The organism is Ursidibacter maritimus (assembly GCF_009761395.1).
Classification (GTDB): Bacteria; Pseudomonadota; Gammaproteobacteria; order Enterobacterales; family Pasteurellaceae; genus Ursidibacter; species Ursidibacter maritimus.
Map to the genome: position 1 here is coordinate 166,091 of NZ_LEKN01000034.1, position 20,504 is coordinate 186,594.

20 protein-coding genes, 1 tRNA gene and 1 pseudogene are annotated in these 20,504 nt (G+C 37.9%); 4 read left to right on the top strand and 18 right to left on the bottom strand.

Going from position 1 to position 20,504, the window contains the following annotated elements; all coding sequences use genetic code 11:
- Positions 1–48: 48 nt before the first annotated feature.
- Positions 49–687 carry an outer membrane lipoprotein chaperone LolA gene (gene lolA / locus A1D26_RS06650; protein ID WP_157403271.1) on the bottom strand — a complete coding sequence of 213 codons (639 nt, stop codon included), beginning with the start codon at positions 685–687 and terminating at the stop codon, positions 49–51.
- 76 nt (positions 688–763) lie between these two features.
- A complete protein-coding gene (locus tag A1D26_RS09695) occupies positions 764–895 on the bottom strand; it encodes a hypothetical protein (RefSeq protein WP_262508702.1) in 132 nt (43 codons plus the stop codon).
- A gap of 101 nt (positions 896–996) precedes the next feature.
- Between A1D26_RS09695 and A1D26_RS06655 the strand changes: the two genes are divergently transcribed.
- Together A1D26_RS06655 and cspD are read left to right on the top strand one after the other, a co-directional pair.
- Positions 997–1,566 (top strand): DUF1439 domain-containing protein, encoded by a 570-nt coding sequence (locus A1D26_RS06655; RefSeq protein ID WP_157403272.1) that lies wholly within the window; start codon positions 997–999, stop codon positions 1,564–1,566.
- A gap of 111 nt (positions 1,567–1,677) precedes the next feature.
- Positions 1,678–1,887 (top strand): cold shock domain-containing protein CspD, encoded by a 210-nt coding sequence (cspD, locus tag A1D26_RS06660; RefSeq protein WP_157394792.1) that lies wholly within the window; start codon positions 1,678–1,680, stop codon positions 1,885–1,887.
- Positions 1,888–2,040: 153 nt separating this feature from the next.
- Here the strand turns inward: cspD and pgeF are convergent, their stop codons facing one another.
- On the bottom strand, positions 2,041–2,778 hold the full coding sequence (gene pgeF, locus A1D26_RS06665; RefSeq protein ID WP_157403273.1) for a peptidoglycan editing factor PgeF: 738 nt from the start codon (positions 2,776–2,778) through the stop codon (positions 2,041–2,043).
- 26 nt (positions 2,779–2,804) lie between these two features.
- The gene (locus A1D26_RS06670) at positions 2,805–3,194 is read right to left on the bottom strand and encodes a RidA family protein (protein WP_157403274.1); all 390 of its coding nucleotides are present in this window, start codon (positions 3,192–3,194) and stop codon (positions 2,805–2,807) included.
- A gap of 135 nt (positions 3,195–3,329) precedes the next feature.
- Between A1D26_RS06670 and yejK the strand changes: the two genes are divergently transcribed.
- Together yejK and bamE are read left to right on the top strand one after the other, a co-directional pair.
- Entirely contained in the window at positions 3,330–4,331 is a 1,002-nt protein-coding gene (yejK, locus tag A1D26_RS06675) for a nucleoid-associated protein YejK (RefSeq protein WP_157403275.1), read from the top strand.
- Positions 4,332–4,392: 61 nt separating this feature from the next.
- Positions 4,393–4,737 carry an outer membrane protein assembly factor BamE gene (gene bamE, locus A1D26_RS06680; RefSeq protein ID WP_157403276.1) on the top strand — a complete coding sequence of 115 codons (345 nt, stop codon included), beginning with the start codon at positions 4,393–4,395 and terminating at the stop codon, positions 4,735–4,737.
- Positions 4,738–4,802: 65 nt separating this feature from the next.
- On the opposite strand, the gene A1D26_RS06685 is transcribed toward bamE, so the two are convergent.
- From A1D26_RS06685 to glpX, 14 genes and pseudogenes are all read right to left on the bottom strand, one after another.
- Positions 4,803–5,891: a lytic murein transglycosylase gene (locus A1D26_RS06685; RefSeq protein WP_157403277.1), complete on the bottom strand. Its 1,089-nt coding sequence runs from the start codon at positions 5,889–5,891 to the stop codon at positions 4,803–4,805.
- A 26-nt stretch (positions 5,892–5,917) separates the two neighbouring features.
- Positions 5,918–6,859 carry a tRNA pseudouridine(55) synthase TruB gene (gene truB / locus A1D26_RS06690; protein WP_157403278.1) on the bottom strand — a complete coding sequence of 314 codons (942 nt, stop codon included), beginning with the start codon at positions 6,857–6,859 and terminating at the stop codon, positions 5,918–5,920.
- Between the two features lie 2 nt (positions 6,860–6,861).
- Positions 6,862–7,245, bottom strand: coding sequence for a 30S ribosome-binding factor RbfA (gene rbfA / locus A1D26_RS06695; RefSeq protein WP_157403279.1), 384 nt, complete (start codon positions 7,243–7,245; stop codon positions 6,862–6,864).
- A gap of 191 nt (positions 7,246–7,436) precedes the next feature.
- Positions 7,437–9,092: an alpha,alpha-phosphotrehalase gene (gene treC / locus A1D26_RS06700; RefSeq protein WP_157403280.1), complete on the bottom strand. Its 1,656-nt coding sequence runs from the start codon at positions 9,090–9,092 to the stop codon at positions 7,437–7,439.
- A 51-nt stretch (positions 9,093–9,143) separates the two neighbouring features.
- Positions 9,144–9,554, bottom strand: coding sequence for a MerR family DNA-binding protein (locus A1D26_RS06705; RefSeq protein ID WP_157403281.1), 411 nt, complete (start codon positions 9,552–9,554; stop codon positions 9,144–9,146).
- On the bottom strand, positions 9,523–10,158 hold the full coding sequence (locus A1D26_RS06710) for a cation transporter (protein ID WP_157403282.1): 636 nt from the start codon (positions 10,156–10,158) through the stop codon (positions 9,523–9,525). The genes A1D26_RS06705 and A1D26_RS06710 overlap by 32 nt, the downstream gene beginning before the upstream one ends.
- A gap of 170 nt (positions 10,159–10,328) precedes the next feature.
- Positions 10,329–11,753, bottom strand: a complete 1,425-nt coding sequence (gene treB / locus A1D26_RS06715; protein ID WP_157403283.1) for a PTS trehalose transporter subunit IIBC — start codon at positions 11,751–11,753, stop codon at positions 10,329–10,331.
- Positions 11,754–11,886: 133 nt separating this feature from the next.
- A pseudogene (locus A1D26_RS06720) lies at positions 11,887–13,106 on the bottom strand (ATP-binding protein).
- A gap of 90 nt (positions 13,107–13,196) precedes the next feature.
- Entirely contained in the window at positions 13,197–14,141 is a 945-nt protein-coding gene (gene treR, locus A1D26_RS06725; protein ID WP_157403284.1) for a trehalose operon repressor TreR, read from the bottom strand.
- Positions 14,142–14,261: 120 nt separating this feature from the next.
- Positions 14,262–16,853, bottom strand: coding sequence for a translation initiation factor IF-2 (gene infB, locus A1D26_RS06730; protein WP_157403285.1), 2,592 nt, complete (start codon positions 16,851–16,853; stop codon positions 14,262–14,264).
- Between the two features lie 19 nt (positions 16,854–16,872).
- Positions 16,873–18,387 carry a transcription termination factor NusA gene (gene nusA / locus A1D26_RS06735; protein ID WP_157403286.1) on the bottom strand — a complete coding sequence of 505 codons (1,515 nt, stop codon included), beginning with the start codon at positions 18,385–18,387 and terminating at the stop codon, positions 16,873–16,875.
- A gap of 14 nt (positions 18,388–18,401) precedes the next feature.
- Complete coding sequence (gene rimP, locus A1D26_RS06740) at positions 18,402–18,881, bottom strand: ribosome maturation factor RimP (RefSeq protein ID WP_157403287.1); 480 nt, start codon at positions 18,879–18,881, stop codon at positions 18,402–18,404.
- A gap of 260 nt (positions 18,882–19,141) precedes the next feature.
- Positions 19,142–19,218, bottom strand: a tRNA-Met gene (locus A1D26_RS06745).
- 123 nt (positions 19,219–19,341) lie between these two features.
- Positions 19,342–20,361, bottom strand: coding sequence for a class II fructose-bisphosphatase (gene glpX / locus A1D26_RS06750; protein ID WP_157403288.1), 1,020 nt, complete (start codon positions 20,359–20,361; stop codon positions 19,342–19,344).
- Positions 20,362–20,504 lie beyond the last annotated feature (143 nt).

Genomic DNA, 20,504 nt, shown 5'->3' on the forward strand with positions numbered 1-20,504 from the left:
AGATTTTATAATCTTTATAGGGCGTTTATGAAACGCCCTGAAATTCAATTATTTTTTCGATTTTTTATTACGTTGGTCATCTAATTCTGCATCTTTCGGCACATTAAACTTGAACAAATCTGCAGATAATGGCGCAGTCGTAATATTTCGTAACACATATAAGTTACTTTGTCCGTCACGTTCAATGGTACTAAAGCCTTTTAATAACCCGTTTGCATCGATACGCACATCAAATTGTTTAATACTACTTTTTTTAGATTTTGGCTTTAACACAAATGCGTCCATATTCTGTTGAACGTCATATTGATCCCAATGGCTCTTATCATTACTGGTTAATAACACAAATGGAGTATTATTAACCGCTTCTTTTACCCAATTTGCTGTAACTTGAGAAACAAATGGATCATAAAACCACAATGTCTGGCCATCGGACACAATTAAATTTTCTTGTGGACTTTTAGTATCCATTCTAAATAGATTTGGACGTTTTACCTGAAATTTCCCACTGCCTTTTTGAACTTCTTTACCTTTACTTGAACGAACAGTCTGTTCAAAATCCGAGCTATATTGACTAACAAGCTCTAAACGCTTTTGTAACTCCATTACAGCTTGTGCATCTGCAAAACTAAAAGAACTAGCTGAAAATAATGCTAAACTGATAAATGATTTCTTAATAAGTTGTTTCATTGTTTATCCTTTTCTGATAAAAGTGCTTTTTTGACAGGTTTCTGGCAAAAAGTTCATTCCGAGTCACATCTTAAAATTAAAAACGAATACCAGTACCAATGCCTAATCCAACACCCATTCCATTCGAACCACCACCTGCACTCACACTCCCACCTAGACTACAAGCAGAAATGAATAACGCTAACGCAATAATAAAAATTTTTTTCATTTTTTATTCCCTTTCTTATAAAACTATTATACCGTTTATACTATAAGCTAAACATTCTACTTGGTTTATTTCCTATAAACCAATTTTTTAAAGGAGTTTTTATGAAAAAAGTATATAAATCTGTCCTATTATTGCTTTCTTTGACAGCAAGTGTTGCAAATGCTGGTTTATTAAGCATTACTCAACAAGAAATCAATCAATATTTAGATACTCGCTTAGCAGAGAAAATTCCTTTAAAAGACAGCATCGGAATCCCTAATTTATTTGAGCTAGATTACCACTTACATAATCTTGCGACCCAAATTGGGCAAACACCTGAAAAACGGGTGGAAATTGGAGGGATTGTTGATGGTTTACTACGTTTAAAAGGCAAATCTTATAATATTAAAGCGCACTTAAATTTAGATACAGTGCCTTTCTACGACCAAGCTAAAGGTGCTATATTCCTTAAAGATGTAAGATTAAAAAATTGGTATATTACCCCTGAAAAATATCAAAATGAACTACAAACATTTTTACCCGCACTGGAAAGCGGTTTAGCTGATGTTTTAGAGCATTATCCTGTTTACACATTAGATGAAAATAAAACAAAAGAAGCTATCTTTAAAAAAGTAGGTAAATCCATCATTATTGAAAAAGGGGCTTTACAATTGGAAACATCAATTTTTTAAATAAATGATTAAATTTTTGTGATCTATGTCGATATTTTAAAAATTGTTGATTTAATAACAACTTATTTTCAATTAAGATCGAACAACTTAGATAACAAAGGAGATTTTCTAATGGAAATTGGCATCGTTAAATGGTTCAACAATGCAAAAGGGTTTGGTTTTATTACATCTGACGTATTCGAAGGTGATATCTTTGCCCATTTTTCTGTCATTGAAGGCGAGGGTTATCGCTCATTAAAAATGGGGCAAAAAGTCCAATTTGAATTTACTAATAGTGATAAGGGCGCTTCGGCTTCACGCATTATTCCTATTGTTGAATAATGTGATGAATAGAATATATCTTTTCAATAAGCGGTGGGATACGTAAAACTTTTTGTAAATCCTACCGCTTTTTGTTTGTGTAACAATTACCTGATCAATATAACTATTTGTAGCTCTAATCTAGCGACTAGAGCTTTTAGAAGAATATATAAACTACTCTTCTCTCCATATAACAGTTGCCATTCGCCCTGTTTGCTGATCTCGGCGGTAGGAAAAAAATTGTGATTCATCACAATAAGTACAAAAATCACCGCCAGAGATTTGTGTAATACCCAACTTATTGAGGCGTTGTATCGCAATTTGGTAAAGATTGCCGAGAAACTTACCGCTTGTGTGTTCATCGACTATAAAAGCATCTTTAGCTTGTGGATCAACGGCACAAAATTGATCAATCACGTCTTGACCAACTTGGAATGCTGTTGGACCAATTGCAGGCCCTAACCATGCTGTGATTTGTGATGACTTACAAGCAAATTCTGCAACCGTAGCTTCTAAAATACCATCACATAATCCACGCCAACCTGCGTGTGCTGCTGCAATTTCTTTTCCATCTTCGCTACAAAAAATGACAGGTAAACAGTCTGCTGTCATTACTAAACAAACTTGATTAGGTTGGTTGGTATAAACTGCATCTGCATTTAAATCAGTACTTTCAGTCGGAATACGAAGTACTTTAGTACTGTGGGTTTGATTAAGAAAAATAGGAAAATGGGGTAAACCGCCTTGTTCTGTCAGAATTTGGCGGTTTTGCTTAACAAGTAAAGGATTATCCCCTACGTGATCGCCCAAATTAAAACTCGTAAAAGGCGGTAAACTTACACCACCTTCTCTTACTGTAGTAAACGCGTGAATATGATTTGGTACAGACCACGTTGGTTTAATCACTTTCATTATTGTTCCTTATTTTTAGTGGTTCCTTATTTTCTTACCGCAATCGCTTCGATTTCAATACCAACATCTTTTGGTAAACGAGCTACTTCTACACAAGAACGAGCAGGGAATGCTGGGTGGTTATTCTCCTTAAAGAAAGTTTCGTACTCAGCATTTACTGCTGCAAAGTCATTCAGATCTTTCACGAAAACGGTTGTTTTCACAATATCAGCAACCGTTAGACCCGCTTGTTCAATAATCGCTTTTACATTTTCTAATGATTGGCGAGCTTGTTTCACAATATCAGCAGGCACATCGCCAGTTTGTGGATTAACAGGAATTTGGCCTGAAGTGAGAACTAAATTACCCAAATCCACTGCTTGAACATAAGGGCCAATTGCTTTTGGTGCATTTTCAGTATGAATTACTTTTGTCATTGCTATTTCCTCTCTAAAATGTATAAAAATTCAAAATAGAGTTTGAAAGGTTTTTCATCATTTGTAAATAGCTTATAATCATAGATATTCAGTTTGCTAAAAATTTACAATATCTCACCGCTTACAAGGATTATTATGAGTATCACAGTTACAGAAATCGTATTACACCAACTTCATCAAACTCAAGATGAGCCACCACAACTGAATACCGTATTGCGTGAAAATTTATTAGCTATTACACCAGAAGCCGAGCAAATGATGTTACAGCTGCACCAAACCTATCAAGGAAAAGCAAAAGCCTATGGTGTATTTAAATCGGAATCTACCTTTGCCCAACAGCTTAATCGTTTATTAGAACAAGAGACTGACTTTTTACCTTTTAGCCATAGTGCTGCCAAAATGCTAGCGAATGAGTTAGCCAAATACCCGTTTGCATCAGGTGGCACTTTTATTTTATGCCGTTATACATTCTTAGCCACTGAATATTTATTTATCGGCTTAATTGATAGCCGTAGTTCAATTTTAGTTGATGATCAACTAGAGGTAAAACGGACGGAATATTTAGAAATTACTCAGTATGATATTGCTTGTCGAATTAATCTTACTGAATTGAAATTAGATGCCCAATCTAACCGCTATCTTACTTTTATCAAAGGCAGAGTTGGTAGAAAAGTTGCGGATTTCTTTATGGATTTTCTGAGTGCAGATGAAGGGTTAAATCCACAATTACAAAACCAGACATTATTGCAAGCAGTAAGTGATTATTGTGAACAAGGGGAACTTAATAGTAACCAAACACAAGCGGTGAAAAAACAAGCTTTTGATTATTGCAAAGGACAAATCAATAGTGGTGAAGAGATTGCAATTGGCGAACTTTCTGCAGCCTTACCTACTCTTAATGAACAAGATTTTGCAACATTTACACAAAATCAAGAATATGGATTAGAAGAAAATATTCCTCCTGTACGCAATGCATTGAAAACACTCACTAAATATTCAGGTTCGGGAAAAGGGGTAACAATTAGTTTTGATGCCGAGTTATTATCACAACGTATTATTTGGGATGAACTAAATGATACTTTAACAATCAAAGGACTGCCTGCCAATTTACGCGATCAGCTTACTCGCAATAAATAATGGCATTTTTAACACAGTTTCGGTATGATTTACCCAATTTTAAGACTATAAGGTTAGGATTATGAAAATAAAATCTCTTGTTGCTGTTTTACTTTTAGGTTTAGGTGTTACTGCTTGCTCAACAGTAAAAAAAGTAGTTTATCGAATTGATGTGCCACAAGGCAATTATTTAGAGCAAGATAAAGTTTCTCAACTTCAAGTTGGAATGAATAAAGAGCAAGTACAATACTTATTGGGTACGCCATTATTAAAAGATATGTTTGCCGATAATCGTTGGGATTACGTTTTCATCAAACGTGAAGGACATAACGACCCAATCCAACATACGTTATTAGTTTATTTTGATGCAAAAGGTATTGTAACAGATATTAAATTAGATAAGCCTTTAGAGCCTGTTGCAAAGTAACTACTTTACTCCAATAAAAACCCCAGCATTTGCTGGGGTTTAACCATTTTGTGCATTACACCCAATTATTGGACACCGAGTAAAATTCGATCTGCAAATTTACCAATACTAACCGCAAAATTATTCGATTTATTCCAATCTAAAATCGTACGGAAATTATTGGACACTAAAAATGCTCTACCAACTTCCTTATCAGGACGAACTAACCATAATTTCGTATTATTCAATTTTGCTAATTTTTCAACTTCTTGGCCATTAGGATAAGCTAAATAAATACCTAAAGTTTGCCATTCTGCTAGACTTTTGGCTTTATTGTCTTCAATCCCTGCAAATACCATATCAATAGGTTGTGCAAGTTTTACCTCAACACCCCAAGGTAGGTTTTTATCCCAACCCACTGTTGAAAGATAGGTAGCAATAGAGGCAAATGCATCATATTCGTTTTTCCAAATATCTTTTTTACCATCATTATTACCATCTGCAGCATATTTTAAATAGGAAGTTGGCATAAATTGAGTTTGCCCCATTGCACCAGCCCAAGAGCCTTTCATTTCATTGCGAGAGATAGTATCACTATCTAACATTTTCATTGCATTCACAAATTCTTGAGTAAACAATTTCTCACGGCGACCATCAAAAGCTAATGTTGCTAGCACAGAAAGGACATCAAAATTTCCTTGATAACGCCCAAAACTACTCTCCATACCCCAGAGTGCCATTAAATACTCTTTTTGTACGCCATATTTTTGGCTGGCTTTTTCAAGTTGTTGTTGATATTTCCACCAACGGTCTACCGCAATATTTACTTTAGCTTGAGTTAAAACTTTATTTAAATAATTAGTTACACCATTTGGGTTTGGAGGTGGAGGCGGTAAATTGGGATCACGTCTTCTTGCAGCTTGTTGCTGATCTAACTCAACTGCTCTTGCAATATAGTTAATTCCCATTTGGCTATTTAATGTTTTTTCCGTAACACCTGCCGCGGCTGCCTTTTTCTTTAGAAAAACAACATAATCATTAAAATTGGTAAAGGTACGGGATTTAGTATAATTGGCATCTAAAGCTAACTTATCATACTGTTTCTCACTTGAGCAACTTGTCAATATTAGGCAGGTTAATCCTACCACTGATAATAAACGCAATGTGCTAGACATTCTTAATAATTCCTTTCCTTGTAAAATCAAATATTCACCATTCTACTCGGGCGAATAACATTGTTAAGATCAACTTCCGCTACACCTAAAAACTGTTTTTGCGCAGAATATAATCTAACTTGCCCATAAACTTGTTCGGTATTTTCAAACTTCACTCTTTGACCATATCCAACAGCTTTAGTTTGCTCTGCTGTTAAATTTAAAATCGGTAAACAATCAACTGCACTATCCATCGGAAGTAAATGCTTATCCATAGCTAAAGAGAGATTGTCAGTAAGCTCAGCAAGCGGTTGCATTTCTGCAATTTTTTGCAACGCATCAATCGTTAGCATTTCATTGCTCGGATAATTTGCCACAGCTAATCGTCTTAACACAGTAACATGTGCCCCACAGCCTAATACTTCGCCTAAATCATCAACTAAAGTACGAATATAGGTACCCTTTGAACAATGCACTTCCAGAGTTAAAAATGGAGCTTGATAATCAATAAATTTCAATTCAAAAATAGTAATTGGACGAGCTTCACGCTCTACTGTAATTCCGGCTCGAGCATATTCATACAAAGGCTTACCTTGATGTTTCAAAGCAGAAAACATTGTCGGAACTTGTAAAATATCGCCTCGGAATTGTTCAAGAGCGGTTAAGATCTCTGCTTCATTAACATTGATTGAGCGAGATTGAACGATTTGCCCTTCCGCATCTGATGTATCGGTTCTTTCACCTAATTTTGCGGTAACACGATAGCGTTTATCTGAATCCAACAAGAATTGAGAGAACTTGGTTGCTTCACCTAAACAAATGGGCAACATTCCTGTTGCCAGTGGATCTAACGCCCCAGTATGCCCTGCTTTATTCGCTCGAAATAAACGTTTGACTTTTTGCATAATGTCATTAGAGCTAACACCTTCTGGCTTATCCAATAAAAAGACGCCGTGAATATCACGCCCTTTCTTTTTGGGTCTAGACACAATTATTCCTCGTCATTGTGGCGTGCTTGATCTTGACGGATCACATTAGTCACTAAATTTGACATTCTCATGCCTTCTACAAGCGATTGATCGTAGAAGAATTTTAATTCAGGCACGATACGCAAACGCATTGCTTTCCCTACTAAACTGCGAATATAGCCAGAAGCATTATTTAATCCTTCTAAACCACGTGCTACCGCTGTTTCATCATTATCAAATAAAAAAGTAACAAATACTTTTGCGTAAGCCAAATCACGACTAATTTCAACATCAGATACTGTAACCATACCAATTCTTGGGTCTTTCACTTCTCGTTGTAAAATAATTGCAATCTCTTTTTGCAATTCTTGTGCGACACGATCGCTACGTTTAAATTCTCTTGACATAATTCGCTCCAAAAAAGAAAAGGCGACAAATCGCCTTGATATTTGGGGATTATACTTGAAATTGGGGGGATTGACTAATGCTGGTTTTAGAAAGATAGACATCATTTGTATCCAACAAGCTGTGAGTTAGATGTTTTTTTACAAATATTTAAGGGCAGACAATCAGCTCTGCCCTTTAGCATTTTTCCGTTTTAGCCGACTTGCTTTTGGTACAAATAAATCCCTTGATAAGGTTGCAATACTAGATTACCCGTTGTTGCCGTTATCTGTTCAGGATAATTATTGAGTAATGTTATTACCCCTTGATGTTGCCACTCGGTCGGCAGTTCAATCTGCTGGCTCTGTTTGGCCAAATTAGCAATAACCAACAGTTTTTCTGTTTCCGTTTGGCGCTGATAAACCCAAATGCTTGGGTGTTCAGGCAGATAATCGTGATAATTACCGTCCGTAAATATTGCTAACTGTTTACGCAATGCAATTAAAGTTTGGTAGGTATAAAATACCGAATTCTTATCTGCAATGGCTTGTTCTACATTGATTTGCAGATAGTTTTTTGCCACATCAATCCAAGGTGTTCCCGTACTAAAACCCGCATTTAGTGAACTGTCCCACTGTACTGGCGTTCTGGAATTATCCCTTGATTTCTGCCCAAGTATTTGCAAAATTTTGCTCGATTCGTACCGCTTGTCTAATAACGCTTGATAAGCATTTAGGCTTTCGACATCTCGATATGCTTCAATGGTGGAGAAATTCGGGTTAGTCATTCCGATTTCTTCGCCTTGATAAATATACGGTGTACCTTGCATTCCGTGTAACAGCATTGCTAACATTTTTGCCGAGATTGTGCGATATTCGCCTTCATCACCAAAACGAGAAACAATTCTAGGTTGGTCGTGATTGCACCAAAATAACGCATTCCACGCTCGATTGTGCATTCCATTTTGCCAGTAATTAAAAATAGATTTTAGCTCGACATAATCAGGTTGAGCATAAGTCCATTTTTCGCCATACGGATAATCCACTTTTAAGTGATGAAAATTAAAAGTCATTGAAAGCTCTGTGCCTGCTAGATTTGCATATTGCTGACAATGGCTTAATTGTGTTGATGACATTTCACCGACAGTCATTAACCCAAAAGGCGTTAAGGCTTTTTGATTAAGTTCTTGTAAATACTGATGAATTTTAGGGCCATCGGTATAAAAACGGCGACCATCACCAATTTCATCATTTTCAAAATGTTCGGGTTTAGAGATTAAATTCACCACATCTAAGCGTAAGCCATCAATGCCTTTTTCCGCCCAAAATTGACAAATTGAGAATAATTCTGCACGTAATTTGGGGTTTTCCCAGTTTAAATCCGCTTGTTCAGGAGCGAATAAATGTAAATAGTATTTCTGTGCTTTATCCGACCATTTCCACGCAGAACCGCCAAATTTTGATTGCCAGTTAGTTGGCTCTTCTCGCCAAATGTAGTAGTCGTGATACTCACTATTTGGATCTTCCCCCTCCACAAACCATTGATGGAAAGTAGAACTGTGGTTGAATACCATATCCATCACAATTTTTATATTGCGTTTGTGAGCTTCAGCAATCAGTTGCTCAAAATCCGCCATTGTACCGTAACTTGGGTCAATTTCACGGTAATTTGCAATATCGTAGCCGTTATCGATCTGTGGCGAGAGATACATTGGCGTAATCCAAATACCATCTACACCTAATGTTTGAATATAATCAAGGCGTTTAATAATACCTTGAATATCGCCTGTACCACTTCCTGTGGTATCTTGGAACGATTTTGGGTAAATTTGATAAATCACCCCGTTTTTCCACCAGTTATTATTGTTCATTTTATTTCCTTCATTTTAAGAGCAGCCCGATTTGCAAATTTCTACTCAAATCTAACCGCTTGCATTCTCCGCATTCGTCAGCGAGCGGATCACTTTGCACTGCTCTATCTGTTGCCTTTGACAGCCTGTTAATGCTTGTAGGCTCTGCTTAATTTCTATTAGTTGTTGAATTTTTTGCTCGACCAACGCCAAATGCTGTTCAACTAAGTCATCTGCATTGTGGCAACTGTTTTCAGGGTTTTGTTGTAACGCTTTAAGCTGTTTGATCTCATCAAGGCTAAAGCCTAAAGAACGGCAAGTTTTGATGAAATTAAGCTCTTGGCGATTTTGCTCGGTAAAGAGCCGATAGCCATTTGCTGATCGTTTTGGTGCCGTGAGTAAGCCAATTTTTTCATAATAGCGTAAGGTTTCAGGGTTTAGCCCTAGCACTTTACAGAGAGCATTTTTGCTGAATGTTTGCATTGTTTTCACCTTTCAGTTCTGCTTTTGCTTGTCGGTTAATTTGTCGTCCCGCTTGAATGGCGAGATATGCCATTATCGATGCAACGAACAAATCAGGGTAGTGATTTTGGCTAAAATAGACTGCAATCGCTGCAATCACTACGGCAATATTGCCTAAAGCATCATTGCGAGAGCATAGCCAAACACTACGCATATTGCTATCGCCTTCTCTAAAGCGATATAAAATCACCGCAGAAAGCACATTTGCCAACAATGCTAACAACCCAATAACGCTCATCTGCGTATAATTCGGCAACTCCCCTTGCCAAAGCTGATAAAGCGTAACCACACAAGTTACCACGCCCAGTAAAATCATTGAGTAACCTTTGAGTAACGATGCTTTCGCTCGATATTGCAGGGCTTTATTCAGCACCACAAGGCTAATCAGATAATTTGCTGCATCGCTGAAAAAATCAACACTATCCGCTAACAACGAAACGGACTCAGCTTCTACGCCATTAAAAACTTCGACAATAAACATTATCAGATTAAGCCAAAGCACCGCCCATAATGCGTTACGATATTTACCCTTTTTGTGAGTGATTGTATGTGAACAACAAGCCATTTTTTTCTCCATCATTTGAAATTGAATATGGTGAAAAGATAAAGGTTGTAGTTACTACAAGGTCAAGCATAAATTTAGGGAAAATTTTATTTTTTTGATTTGCAAAAAATTTTGAAAATCTAACCGCTTGTCTGCCCCTCTCTTAAACGGGGCAGATTTGCTAAAGCGATTTATTCAATTTCGCCTTTTAATACTTTACGTTTATATACTGCCATTGTGAGTAAAACTGGTACAACAATCGCAATCAACATTGCAATGGCAAACACGCCCCAGAATTGATGTTGAATAGAAAGAATACCAGGTAAACCACCCACACCAACGCTACTTGCAAGTACGCCAGCAAAACCACAAACCAATGCAGCCGATGCCGAGCCGATCATTGCACATAGCATTGGGAAACGGTATTTCAAGTTGATACCGTACATTGCAGGCTCTGTTACCCCTAAGTAAGCAGAAAGAGCTGCAGGTAATGCCACTTCACGCACTTTGGCTTTTTTCGCCATAATTAAAATTGCCACTACTGCCGATGCTTGTGCAATGTTTGAGAGTGCAATTAAAGGCCAAACAGGTGTCCCGCCAATGCTGCCAATCATTTGGAAATCAACTGCAAGCGTGGTTTGATGCACGCCAGTTACCACTAGTGGTGCATATAAGAAACCGAATAACGCCGCACCGATAGGGGCAAATTCACCTGTCATTGCTGCTTTTACAACAAAGGCTACACCGTTGCCAATCTCACGTCCAATTGGCCCAATAATTGCGTGAGCTAAGAACACTGCTAAAATAATTGATGTTACTGGAACAATGATTAAATTTAAGAAATCAGGCACAATCTTGGTTAAGATACGTTCAATGTAAGAGAGCACTAGTCCAGCCATAATCGCAGGGATAACCTGTGCTTGATAGCCCACCTTCTCAATAGAGAACATTCCGAAATCCCAAACTTCTGGCGTTTGTGAACCCAATGCGTAGGAATTCATTAGTTGTCCAGATACAAGTGTAACCCCAAGTACAATAGCAAGTATTTGTGATGTTCCCATTTTACGCGCGATAGACCAACAGATCCCAACAGGTAAAAAGAAGAAAATCGCTTCCCCAATTAGCCATAAAAACGAGTGCATACTTGCCCAAAAAGCGCTCACTTCTACTAAAGTTTTCGTGCCATCTTCAAACATTTTGATGTCGCCAATTACATTGCGGAAACCTAAAATCAAACCACCACTGATAAGGGCAGGCAATAATGGAATAAAAATATCCGCCATATGTGAAATGGCACTTTCATACCATTTTTGATTTTTACGAGCCGCTGCTTTTACTTGATCTTTACTTACACCACTCTCTAAGCCCACTTGCTCCAATACTAATTTATAATAATCACCAACTTCTTGCCCAATAACGACTTGGTATTGCCCACTCGTTGAAAAGTTAGCTTTTACCATTGGTAGCTCTTCAATCGCTTTTCCATCCACTTTACTTTCATCATTGAGTACAAAACGTAAACGAGTAATACAGTGTGTTAAGGTTGCGATATTTTCTTTACCACCGAGTAATTCGATCAACTTAGTTACATTGCTCGGATCAATTTTCTTTGCCATAAATAGCCTCTTTAGAATGAAGGAATAAATTTGTGCGTATTATAGATAGGTCTATTATTTAATCAATGGGAACGTTCCCATAAATTAAAAATAAAATGTGATCTGTTTCACAATTTTGATAAAAAACTAGGTATTAAATCATCGAAATCGGTAAAGTACCGAGATCTTCCGCCAGCCACAATTTTTGCGGATACTGATTTAGAATAACGCCATTGCCTAATTTCATCTCTTGTTCGGGCAAATTCTCTTTCAGAATTGAAAATGCTTTCGCCATTTTTTTATCTGGGTTAGCACTGGTCTTAATTTCAATGGGATAAAGCTTGCGATCATATTCGATCAACAAATCAATCTCTTTTTGATTGGTATCTCGATAAAAATATAAAGGTGGTTCAATTCCATTGTTATAAAAAGATTTAATGATTTCACTCACCACAAAAGTTTCAAAGAACTGACCACTTTTCGCCCCTTGAGAAATTGTTTCTGGTGTCAGCCACTTAGTGAACCACGCCATTAAACCGGTGTCTAACATATAAACTTTTGGGGTTTTAATAGCACGTTTTAAGTGGTTATTGCTATAAGGTTTAAGTAAATAAATAATGCCCGATGTTTCCAAAATAGTTGTCCAGCGTTTGACGGTATCAACTGATACACCAATCTCTTGAGCTACATTACTATAATTTAGCAATTCGCCACTTCGAGCAGCATAGCAACCATAAAACGAGTAAAATCACTGATATTACTGATATTTGTTAATGCTCTCACATCTCGCTCAATGTAAGTAGCCACATAAGAAGCATAATAGACTTCCCAACTCATCTCTTGTTCATATAAGCCTGGCATATAACCTTGATGAATAATCTGCCAAATATTTTCCACAGGCTTAGACCACATTTCCCTTTCACGAAGGTAATCTTGCGTTGGGATAAAGGGCTGATGAAAATCGATCTGCTGAATTTCTCGCAAAGAAAATCCCTGCAATTTTAAAACTGCAACTAGCTCAGCTAACGTTTCCGTTACATTTTGCATTAATTGAAACGTCTGAGAACCTGATAGTAAAAATAGTCCTGATATTTTTTGTTTATCTATGGCTAATTTCAAACTAGAGAACAATTCGGGGACATACTGCACTTCATCTAAAATCAACTTGCTACTGTAATTTAGCATAAATAAAGTCGGATCTTGGCGAGCTTGTGCCAATAAAACTGGATCATCAAAGGTTACATATTGATAGTTCTCGCCAATATATTGTAACAAGGTTGATTTGCCAACTTGTCTAGGACCTGTTACTAATACTGCAGGAAATTGTGTAACTAAGGTGTGCAATAGTGGTTGCATTTGGCGAGCATAAAACATTCTATTTTCCAGTTCAATTTAAGATAAGATCGTAAATTAAACTGATTTTATTATGGAATACCGTCCTGCTAATCTAATTATCTGTAGTCGCTACCACCAAAACTCACATTCCACCATAATATGCTTAATTGGCATTCCATCTAATACGGCAAATAGCTGTTCTACTACTATATTTCCAATTTTTGAGAAACCAAGATCGACACTGATCACGCTTGGAAACAGAAAGTGCAACAACGGATTATTACCCACTCCACAGACTTGAATATGTTGATACTGTTTCTCTTGTAAAAATTTCACTACACCGATTGCTTGGGTATCTGTGGCACAAATAATTGCAGAAGTTTGGGCTGAAATGACCGCTTGTGCATTATGATACGCCCAATCATAACCAAGCTCCCCTTGAATAGAATGGGCAACTAATTGATATTTTTGACAAAATTCTAAATAGGCTTGATGCCGAATGTAGCCTGTTGTACGGTCATTATCCTTTACGCCAAGATAGTGAATAGTGCGATGCCCTTGCTGATAGAGATAATCCATTAACAACGTAACTGCTTTATGATCGTGATAATAGATAGAAGAAAGGCTTGGATAGTCCTTCGCAATAACCACCATTTTATGCCGCCACGCCAGCAATGTTTGCTCTTCTAATTCCGTAAAGGCGAACAAAATTATCCCATCAACCCCCCGTTTCTGGAAGAAATCCAAATGTTCCTGGACTAACTGCGGTTTAAACTGGCTTTCGACAATAATCGGTTCACATTGTGCACAATAGAGCAATGGCAAAATGCTAGATAATGCTTGATTTTCTGCACTTGAGGTTAAACGAGTAACAATGATCCCAATGGTACGAGAACCGACACCACGCATTGCTCTTGCTGATTTAGACGGTTGAAAGCCATATTGCTGAATAATTTGTTCAACTCTCTGCCTTGTTTCTTCACGCACTTTAGGGTCATTATTTAACACGCGAGAAACTGTTGATTTCCCGACCCCACTTAAGCGAGCAATATCATTGATTGTTAATTTAGCCATTTTTTCTGTCTATGTTGTTTATAACAAATTAAATCATCGAAATGGAGAATGAAAGTAAAGTCTAACTTTGGATTAGTATAAAAAAGGGCGAAAAGATTTCGCCCTAGCATTACATATAGACTAAATCGTACGTTTAATTTCAACCACTTCAAAGACTTCGATTTGGTCGCCGACTTTAACATCGTTGTAGTTTTTCACGCCGATACCACATTCCATACCGTTACGTACTTCGGATACATCATCTTTGAAACGACGGAGAGATTCGAGTTCGCCTTCAAAAATCACCACGTTGTCACGCAATACACGGATTGGATTATTACGTTTAACGATACCTTCCGTTACCATACAACCTGCGATTGCACCGAATTTCGGATGACGGAATACATCACGCACTTCAGCCAAGCCAATAATTTCTTGTTTAAATTCTGGCTGTAACATACCGCTCATTGCTGCTTTGATCTCGTTTAAAAGTTCGTAGATAATTGAGTAATAGCGTAAGTCAATATTCTCACTTTCAATAACACGACGAGCTGTTGCATCTGCACGCACGTTAAAGCCAAGTACGATAGCATTTGATGCCGCCGCAAGCGTTGCATCAGTTTCGGTAATACCACCTACACCAGAACCCACAACTTTCACTTTTACTTCTGCTGTTGAAAGTTCGTTTAATGCTTGGCAAATCGCTTCTACAGAACCTTGTACGTCTGCTTTTACAATCACGTTTAATTCTGCTACATCGCCTTCTGCCATATTGGTAAACATATTTTCCAATTTCGCTTTTTGCTGACGAGCAAGTTTTACATCACGGAATTTACCTTGACGATATAGTGCAACTTCACGGGCTTTTTTCTCATCACGCACAACAGTTGCTTCATCACCTGCCGATGGTACGCCTGAAAGACCTAATACTTCCACTGGGATTGATGGACCTGCCGATTGAATGTCTTTACCGTTTTCATCACGCATTGCACGCACACGACCGTATTCAAAGCCACAAAGTACAATATCACCACGATTTAATGTACCTGATTGAACAAGGATTGTGGCAACAGGACCACGACCTTTATCTAAGTAAGATTCGATCACCACACCGCTTGCCATACCGTCTTTCACAGCGGTTAATTCCAATACTTCAGATTGTAATAAAATAGCTTCTAATAGGTCGTCAATTCCCATACCTTTCTTCGCAGAAACAGGAACAAATTGAACATCGCCACCAAATTTCTCAGAGATAACTTCGTGTTGTAATAACTCTTGTTCAACACGATCTGGATTCGCTTCTGGTTTATCAATTTTGTTCACTGCAACGACGATTGGTGCACCTGCTGCACGAGCATGCTGGATCGCCTCAATAGTTTGTGGCATTACGCCATCATCAGCTGCAACAACGAGTACAACAATATCTGTTGCTTTCGCACCACGAGCACGCATTGATGTGAAGGCTGCGTGTCCTGGCGTATCTAAGAAAGTTATCATCTTACCGTCATCTGTTTCAACGTGGTAAGCACCAATATGCTGAGTAATACCACCTGCTTCGCCCGCTGCAACTTTGGCTTTACGGATATAGTCAAGTAATGATGTTTTACCGTGGTCAACGTGTCCCATAATGGTAACGACAGGGGCTCGAGTCACTTTTTCTGCGTGAATATCACGATCTTCCAATACCGATTCTTCAAGTTCATTTTCTTTACGAAGAATAACTTTATGCCCCATTTCTTCGGCAACAAGCTGTGCGGTTTCTTGGTCAATCACTTGGTTAATGGTAACCATTTCGCCCATTTTCATCATTGTTTTGATGATTTCTGTTGCTTTTACAGCCATTTTATTAGCAAGCTCTGCAACAGTAATGGTTTCACCAATAACTACATCTGTTTTCACAGTTTGTACAGGCTTAGTAAAGGCTTGTTGTAAAGCACTGCCTTTCTTAGCTTGTTTACCCTTACCTTTTAGATCTTTTTGGTTACGACGATCTGCATTGCGTTCGTTTTTATTACCGTTTTCATCATCACGACCACCTTTTTTCGCTTTCGCAACGCCATTTTTGCCACGCCCACGTCCACCTTCACTACGACGATCAGAATCACGTTCTGCTTCTAACGCATAGCTTGAAGTAAAACGATCATCATCAAAATCATCGTTGCTTTCACCCGCTTCTTCACGTGCAATTTCGGCTAAACGGCGAGCATTTTCTGCTGCACGTTTTGCTTCCATTTCTGCTTTTTGACGAGCAAGTTCTTCTTGTTTACGACGTAGCTCTGCTTCTTCTTTACGTTTCGCTTCTTTCTCTGCATCAACAACTTTTTCAACTTTCTGAGTTGGTTTAGCTTCAGCTTTTGGAACAGCCTTAGGTTGTTTATTTGGCATTACAGGTGGCTGATGAACTGCTTTTTTCGTTTCAGCAACTTTGTTTTCTTCAGCTTTTTTAGCTTCAGCTTGTTTTTTTGCTTCTTCAGCGGCTCTTAATTTTTCTGCTTCTGCTTTCTCTTTAGCTGCTTTTTCTGCAGCTTCTTTCTCAGCCTGAGCTTTTAATTTTGCTGCTTCTGCCGCTGCTGCTTTTTTAGCTGCTTCAGTATCTACTTTGCGTGATTTACGTACTTCAACCTGAACTTCTTTACTTTTTCCACCCGCTGTAGTACCACTTACCGTTGTTTTTGTTCTACGTTGTAAACTTAATTTTTTGGGTGCTTCAATTTTGATTTCATTATCACTCATTATTCTTTCTCCTTAAGATTTAGCTAAACCAACAAATTTGACGAGCTGCCATAATCAATTCGCCAGCTTTTTCTGCGCTTAGTTCTTCAATATCTGCTAAATCATCCACACCTTGTTCAGCAAGATCTTCAAGGGTAGTAATTTGTTTTTCAGCTAAACGGAATGCAATATGGCGATCCATTCCTTCTAGATTTAATAATTTATCTTCAATATGTGCTTGTTTTAACGCTTCTTCTTCTGCTAATGCTTTTGCAGTTAGTGCATTTTTTGCACGAGCTTGAAGTTCTTCTACTAGATCTTCATCTTCTAAGCCATCAATTGCTGTTAATTCATTAACTGGCACATAAGCTAATTCTTCAAGGCTAGTAAATCCTTCATCAATTAAAATATGAGCAAATTCTTCGTCAATTTCCAAGCTATTTACAAATAAATCAATAACTTTGTTATCTTCTGCTTGATGTTTTTTATCTAACTCATCAGTCGTCATCACATTTAACGTCCAACCTGTTAGTTGGTTCGCTAAACGAACGTTTTGACCATTACGACCGATCGCTTGTGCGAGTGCTGATGCATCAACAGCAAGATCCATTGAGTGATTATCTTCATCAACCACAATTGAACTTACGTCCGCTGGTGCCATTGCATTGATAACAAATTGAGCTGGATTATCGTCCCAAAGTACAATATCAACACGCTCACCACCAAGTTCATTACTGATAGCTTGCACACGAGCACCACGCATACCAACACAAGCACCAACTGGGTCAATGCGTTTATCATTACTTTTCACTGCAATTTTGGCACGAGAACCAGGGTCACGAGATGCACCTTTAATTTCAATGAGTTCTTCACCAATTTCAGGTACTTCTAATTTGAATAACTCTTGTAACATCACTGGTTTAGCACGCGTTACAAATAATTGTGGACCTTTTGATTCAGGTTTGATTTGATATAACACACCGCGCAAACGATCGCCAGGACGAAAATTTTCACGTGGTAACATATCTTCACGCACAATAACAGCTTCCGCTTGGTTACCGAGATCTAAGATGATCTGTTCGCGGCTTACTTTCTTCACTGTTGCGGTAATAATTGAGCCTAATTGTGAGCGGAACTGTTCAACAACTTTATTACGCTCTGCTTCACGAATTTTCGTGCTAATCACTTGGCGTGCAGTTTGCATTGTAATACGGTCAAATGCGATTGAATCAATCTCATCTTCAATGTAGTCGCCTAATTGAATCGTTGGATTTTCAAATTGTGCCGCTTCTAACGTAATTTCTTTAGTTTGGTGAGTCACTTTTTCAACCACTAACCAACGGCGGAAAGTTGTAAATTCACCTGTTTTACGATTGATGACCACACGCACATCAATATCAATGCCATTGCCCGATTTACGATCTTCTCTTTCTGCTGCTGCTTTCTTTTTGGTTGAAATCGCTAGTGCTGTTTCAAGTGCTTCAAAAATCGCATCTTTTGGTAATAATTTCTCATTTGATACCGCTTCTGCGGCTAATAAAATCTCTTTACTCATTCTGTCTGACTTCCTTAGAAATTAAATACGGGAATTAAATTTGCTTTTTGAATATTACCAAAAGCAAAACTTTGTAAATTGTTTTCGAGTTTTAAGCTCTCATCAAGTTTTAATGTAATTAAATCACCTTCAACTGAAAGAATTTCGCCTTGCCATTTGCGACGATCAAACATAGGGATACGCAAATGAATAACTACTTCACGCCCTACAAAGCGTTGATAGTGTGCTAAGGTAAACAATGGGCGATCTAAACCTGGTGATGACACTTCAAGGTTATACTTATCTGCAATTGGGTCTTCGACATCAAAAATTGCACTCACTTGACGACTCACATCACTACAATCATCAATAGTTACGCCACCTTCTTTGTCAATATATAAGCGAACTGTCAAAAAACGCCCTGCTCGTTGGCATTCAATACCAACAAGCTCAAAACCCATTGCATCAATAGAATCTTGAACAAGCTCTTGTAATTTCTGCTCTAATGTTGCCAAATTTTCTCTCCTTATTTAATTTCCCTTTCCTTTGATACAACGTGAAATTATAGGTAAAGGGTCAGTGTTATTTTTTTAACAGATATAAAAAAAGAGCTATAAAAGCCCTCTTAACACAACTAAAGCTGACTGTTAGCCACAAAAAAGCCCCAAACAACAGTTGAGGCTTCAAGCGGTTTGTTTTATTTCATTTTTTGCAAATCACAATTTTTAAATAAAACAAAACTCATTGTTATCAACATAACAATGAGCCTTAAAACTGGTTGCGGGGGCTGGATTTGAACCAACGACCTTCGGGTTATGAGCCCGACGAGCTACCAAGCTGCTCCACCCCGCGTCTGATGTGGTGCATTATAGTCAATCACAGAACCTTTGCAAGTGCTTTTTTCATTTTATGAAATAAAAGCGGATTTTATAAACAATTCGCCAATAATATCAACAATAATGCCCCTATTTCGCCTTATACATTTAATAATGTATGTAAATCAGCATCTTTACGATCTAAATAGTGTGAAGATTGAATTTTGCGAATGGTACGAGAACGACCACGAATTAACAACGTTTCTGTTGTAGCTAAATTCCCTTTACGCTGAATACCTTTTAATAAATCACCCGTCGTAATTCCTGTTGCAGAGAACACAATATTATCATCACGCACAAGATCTTCTAATTTTAGAACTTCATTAATTGGTACATTTAAGGCTTCACAACGTGAAATTTCATTCTCTGCATAAGCAAGGTTTTCTAGCGAATTACCTTTGACTTGGTTACGTGGAATTAGCCTTGCCTGCATATCGCCTCCTAAAGCACGCACAGCTGCAGCTGCGACAACTCCCTCTGGTGCACCACCAATACCGTATAGTATGTCTAACTCACTTTCAGGTAAACAGCATTGTACTGCAGCAGCTACATCTCCATCAGGAATTGCCATTACTCGCACGCCTAGCTGTTGCATTTCAGCAATAACTTTAGTGTGGCGAGGTTTATCTAGCACAGCAACGGTTAATTGTGAAAGTAATTTTCCTTTTTTAGATGCCACTCGGCGAAGATTTTCTTCAATCGGTAAGTTAAGATCAATCATTCCTTTAGCATCATTACCTACTACTAGTTTTTCCATGTACATATCAGGTGCTTGTAAGAAAGTATCTTTACCACCAGCTGCTAATACTGATAATGCATTCGCCTGTCCCATCGCTGTCATTCGAGTACCATCAATAGGATCTACCGCAATGGTTACCACCTCATCTTCAGGACGAGACAAACCGATTTTCTCGCCAATGTAGAGCATTGGTGCTTGATCAATTTCGCCTTCGCCAATTACTACTTCACCCTGGATTTCCATCTGATTTAATAACAGACGCATTGCTTTAACCGCAGCCTCATCTGCTGCATTTTTATTCCCTCGACCTAACCAAGCAAATGCTGCTAATGCCGCTGCTTCTGTCACACGAGAAAATTCAATAGAAAGAGATCTGTTCATCTTTAGCTCCTTAAGAGAAACACTTTAAAGAATAGATATCGGCTATTGCCAATGATGCAAGAATAACATAGTTCTGCTCAAAGCTCTTTACAAGCGGTAAGATTTGTAGGAAATTTTGCAGATTAACTAATTATCGACACTCT

Bases quoted from the DNA above. Each gene is read 5' to 3' on its own strand.
- A1D26_RS09695 (WP_262508702.1), bottom strand. From the start codon at position 895: ATGAAAAAAATTTTTATTATTGCGTTAGCGTTATTCATTTCTGCTTGT.
- treB (WP_157403283.1), bottom strand. From the start codon at position 11,753: ATGGCAAAGAAAATTGATCCGAGCAATGTAACTAAGTTGATCGAATTA.
- cspD (WP_157394792.1), top strand. From the start codon at position 1,678: ATGGAAATTGGCATCGTTAAATGGTTCAACAATGCAAAAGGGTTTGGT.
- nusA (WP_157403286.1), bottom strand. From the start codon at position 18,387: ATGAGTAAAGAGATTTTATTAGCCGCAGAAGCGGTATCAAATGAGAAA.
- A1D26_RS06685 (WP_157403277.1), bottom strand. From the start codon at position 5,891: ATGTCTAGCACATTGCGTTTATTATCAGTGGTAGGATTAACCTGCCTA.
- treC (WP_157403280.1), bottom strand. From the start codon at position 9,092: ATGAACAATAATAACTGGTGGAAAAACGGGGTGATTTATCAAATTTAC.
- pgeF (WP_157403273.1), bottom strand. From the start codon at position 2,778: ATGAAAGTGATTAAACCAACGTGGTCTGTACCAAATCATATTCACGCG.
- A1D26_RS06705 (WP_157403281.1), bottom strand. From the start codon at position 9,554: ATGCAAACATTCAGCAAAAATGCTCTCTGTAAAGTGCTAGGGCTAAAC.
- treR (WP_157403284.1), bottom strand. From the start codon at position 14,141: ATGGCTAAATTAACAATCAATGATATTGCTCGCTTAAGTGGGGTCGGG.
- rbfA (WP_157403279.1), bottom strand. From the start codon at position 7,245: ATGTCAAGAGAATTTAAACGTAGCGATCGTGTCGCACAAGAATTGCAA.
- infB (WP_157403285.1), bottom strand. From the start codon at position 16,853: ATGAGTGATAATGAAATCAAAATTGAAGCACCCAAAAAATTAAGTTTA.
- glpX (WP_157403288.1), bottom strand. From the start codon at position 20,361: ATGAACAGATCTCTTTCTATTGAATTTTCTCGTGTGACAGAAGCAGCG.
- A1D26_RS06670 (WP_157403274.1), bottom strand. From the start codon at position 3,194: ATGACAAAAGTAATTCATACTGAAAATGCACCAAAAGCAATTGGCCCT.
- A1D26_RS06655 (WP_157403272.1), top strand. From the start codon at position 997: ATGAAAAAAGTATATAAATCTGTCCTATTATTGCTTTCTTTGACAGCA.
- bamE (WP_157403276.1), top strand. From the start codon at position 4,393: ATGAAAATAAAATCTCTTGTTGCTGTTTTACTTTTAGGTTTAGGTGTT.
- lolA (WP_157403271.1), bottom strand. From the start codon at position 687: ATGAAACAACTTATTAAGAAATCATTTATCAGTTTAGCATTATTTTCA.
- A1D26_RS06710 (WP_157403282.1), bottom strand. From the start codon at position 10,158: ATGGCTTGTTGTTCACATACAATCACTCACAAAAAGGGTAAATATCGT.
- yejK (WP_157403275.1), top strand. From the start codon at position 3,330: ATGAGTATCACAGTTACAGAAATCGTATTACACCAACTTCATCAAACT.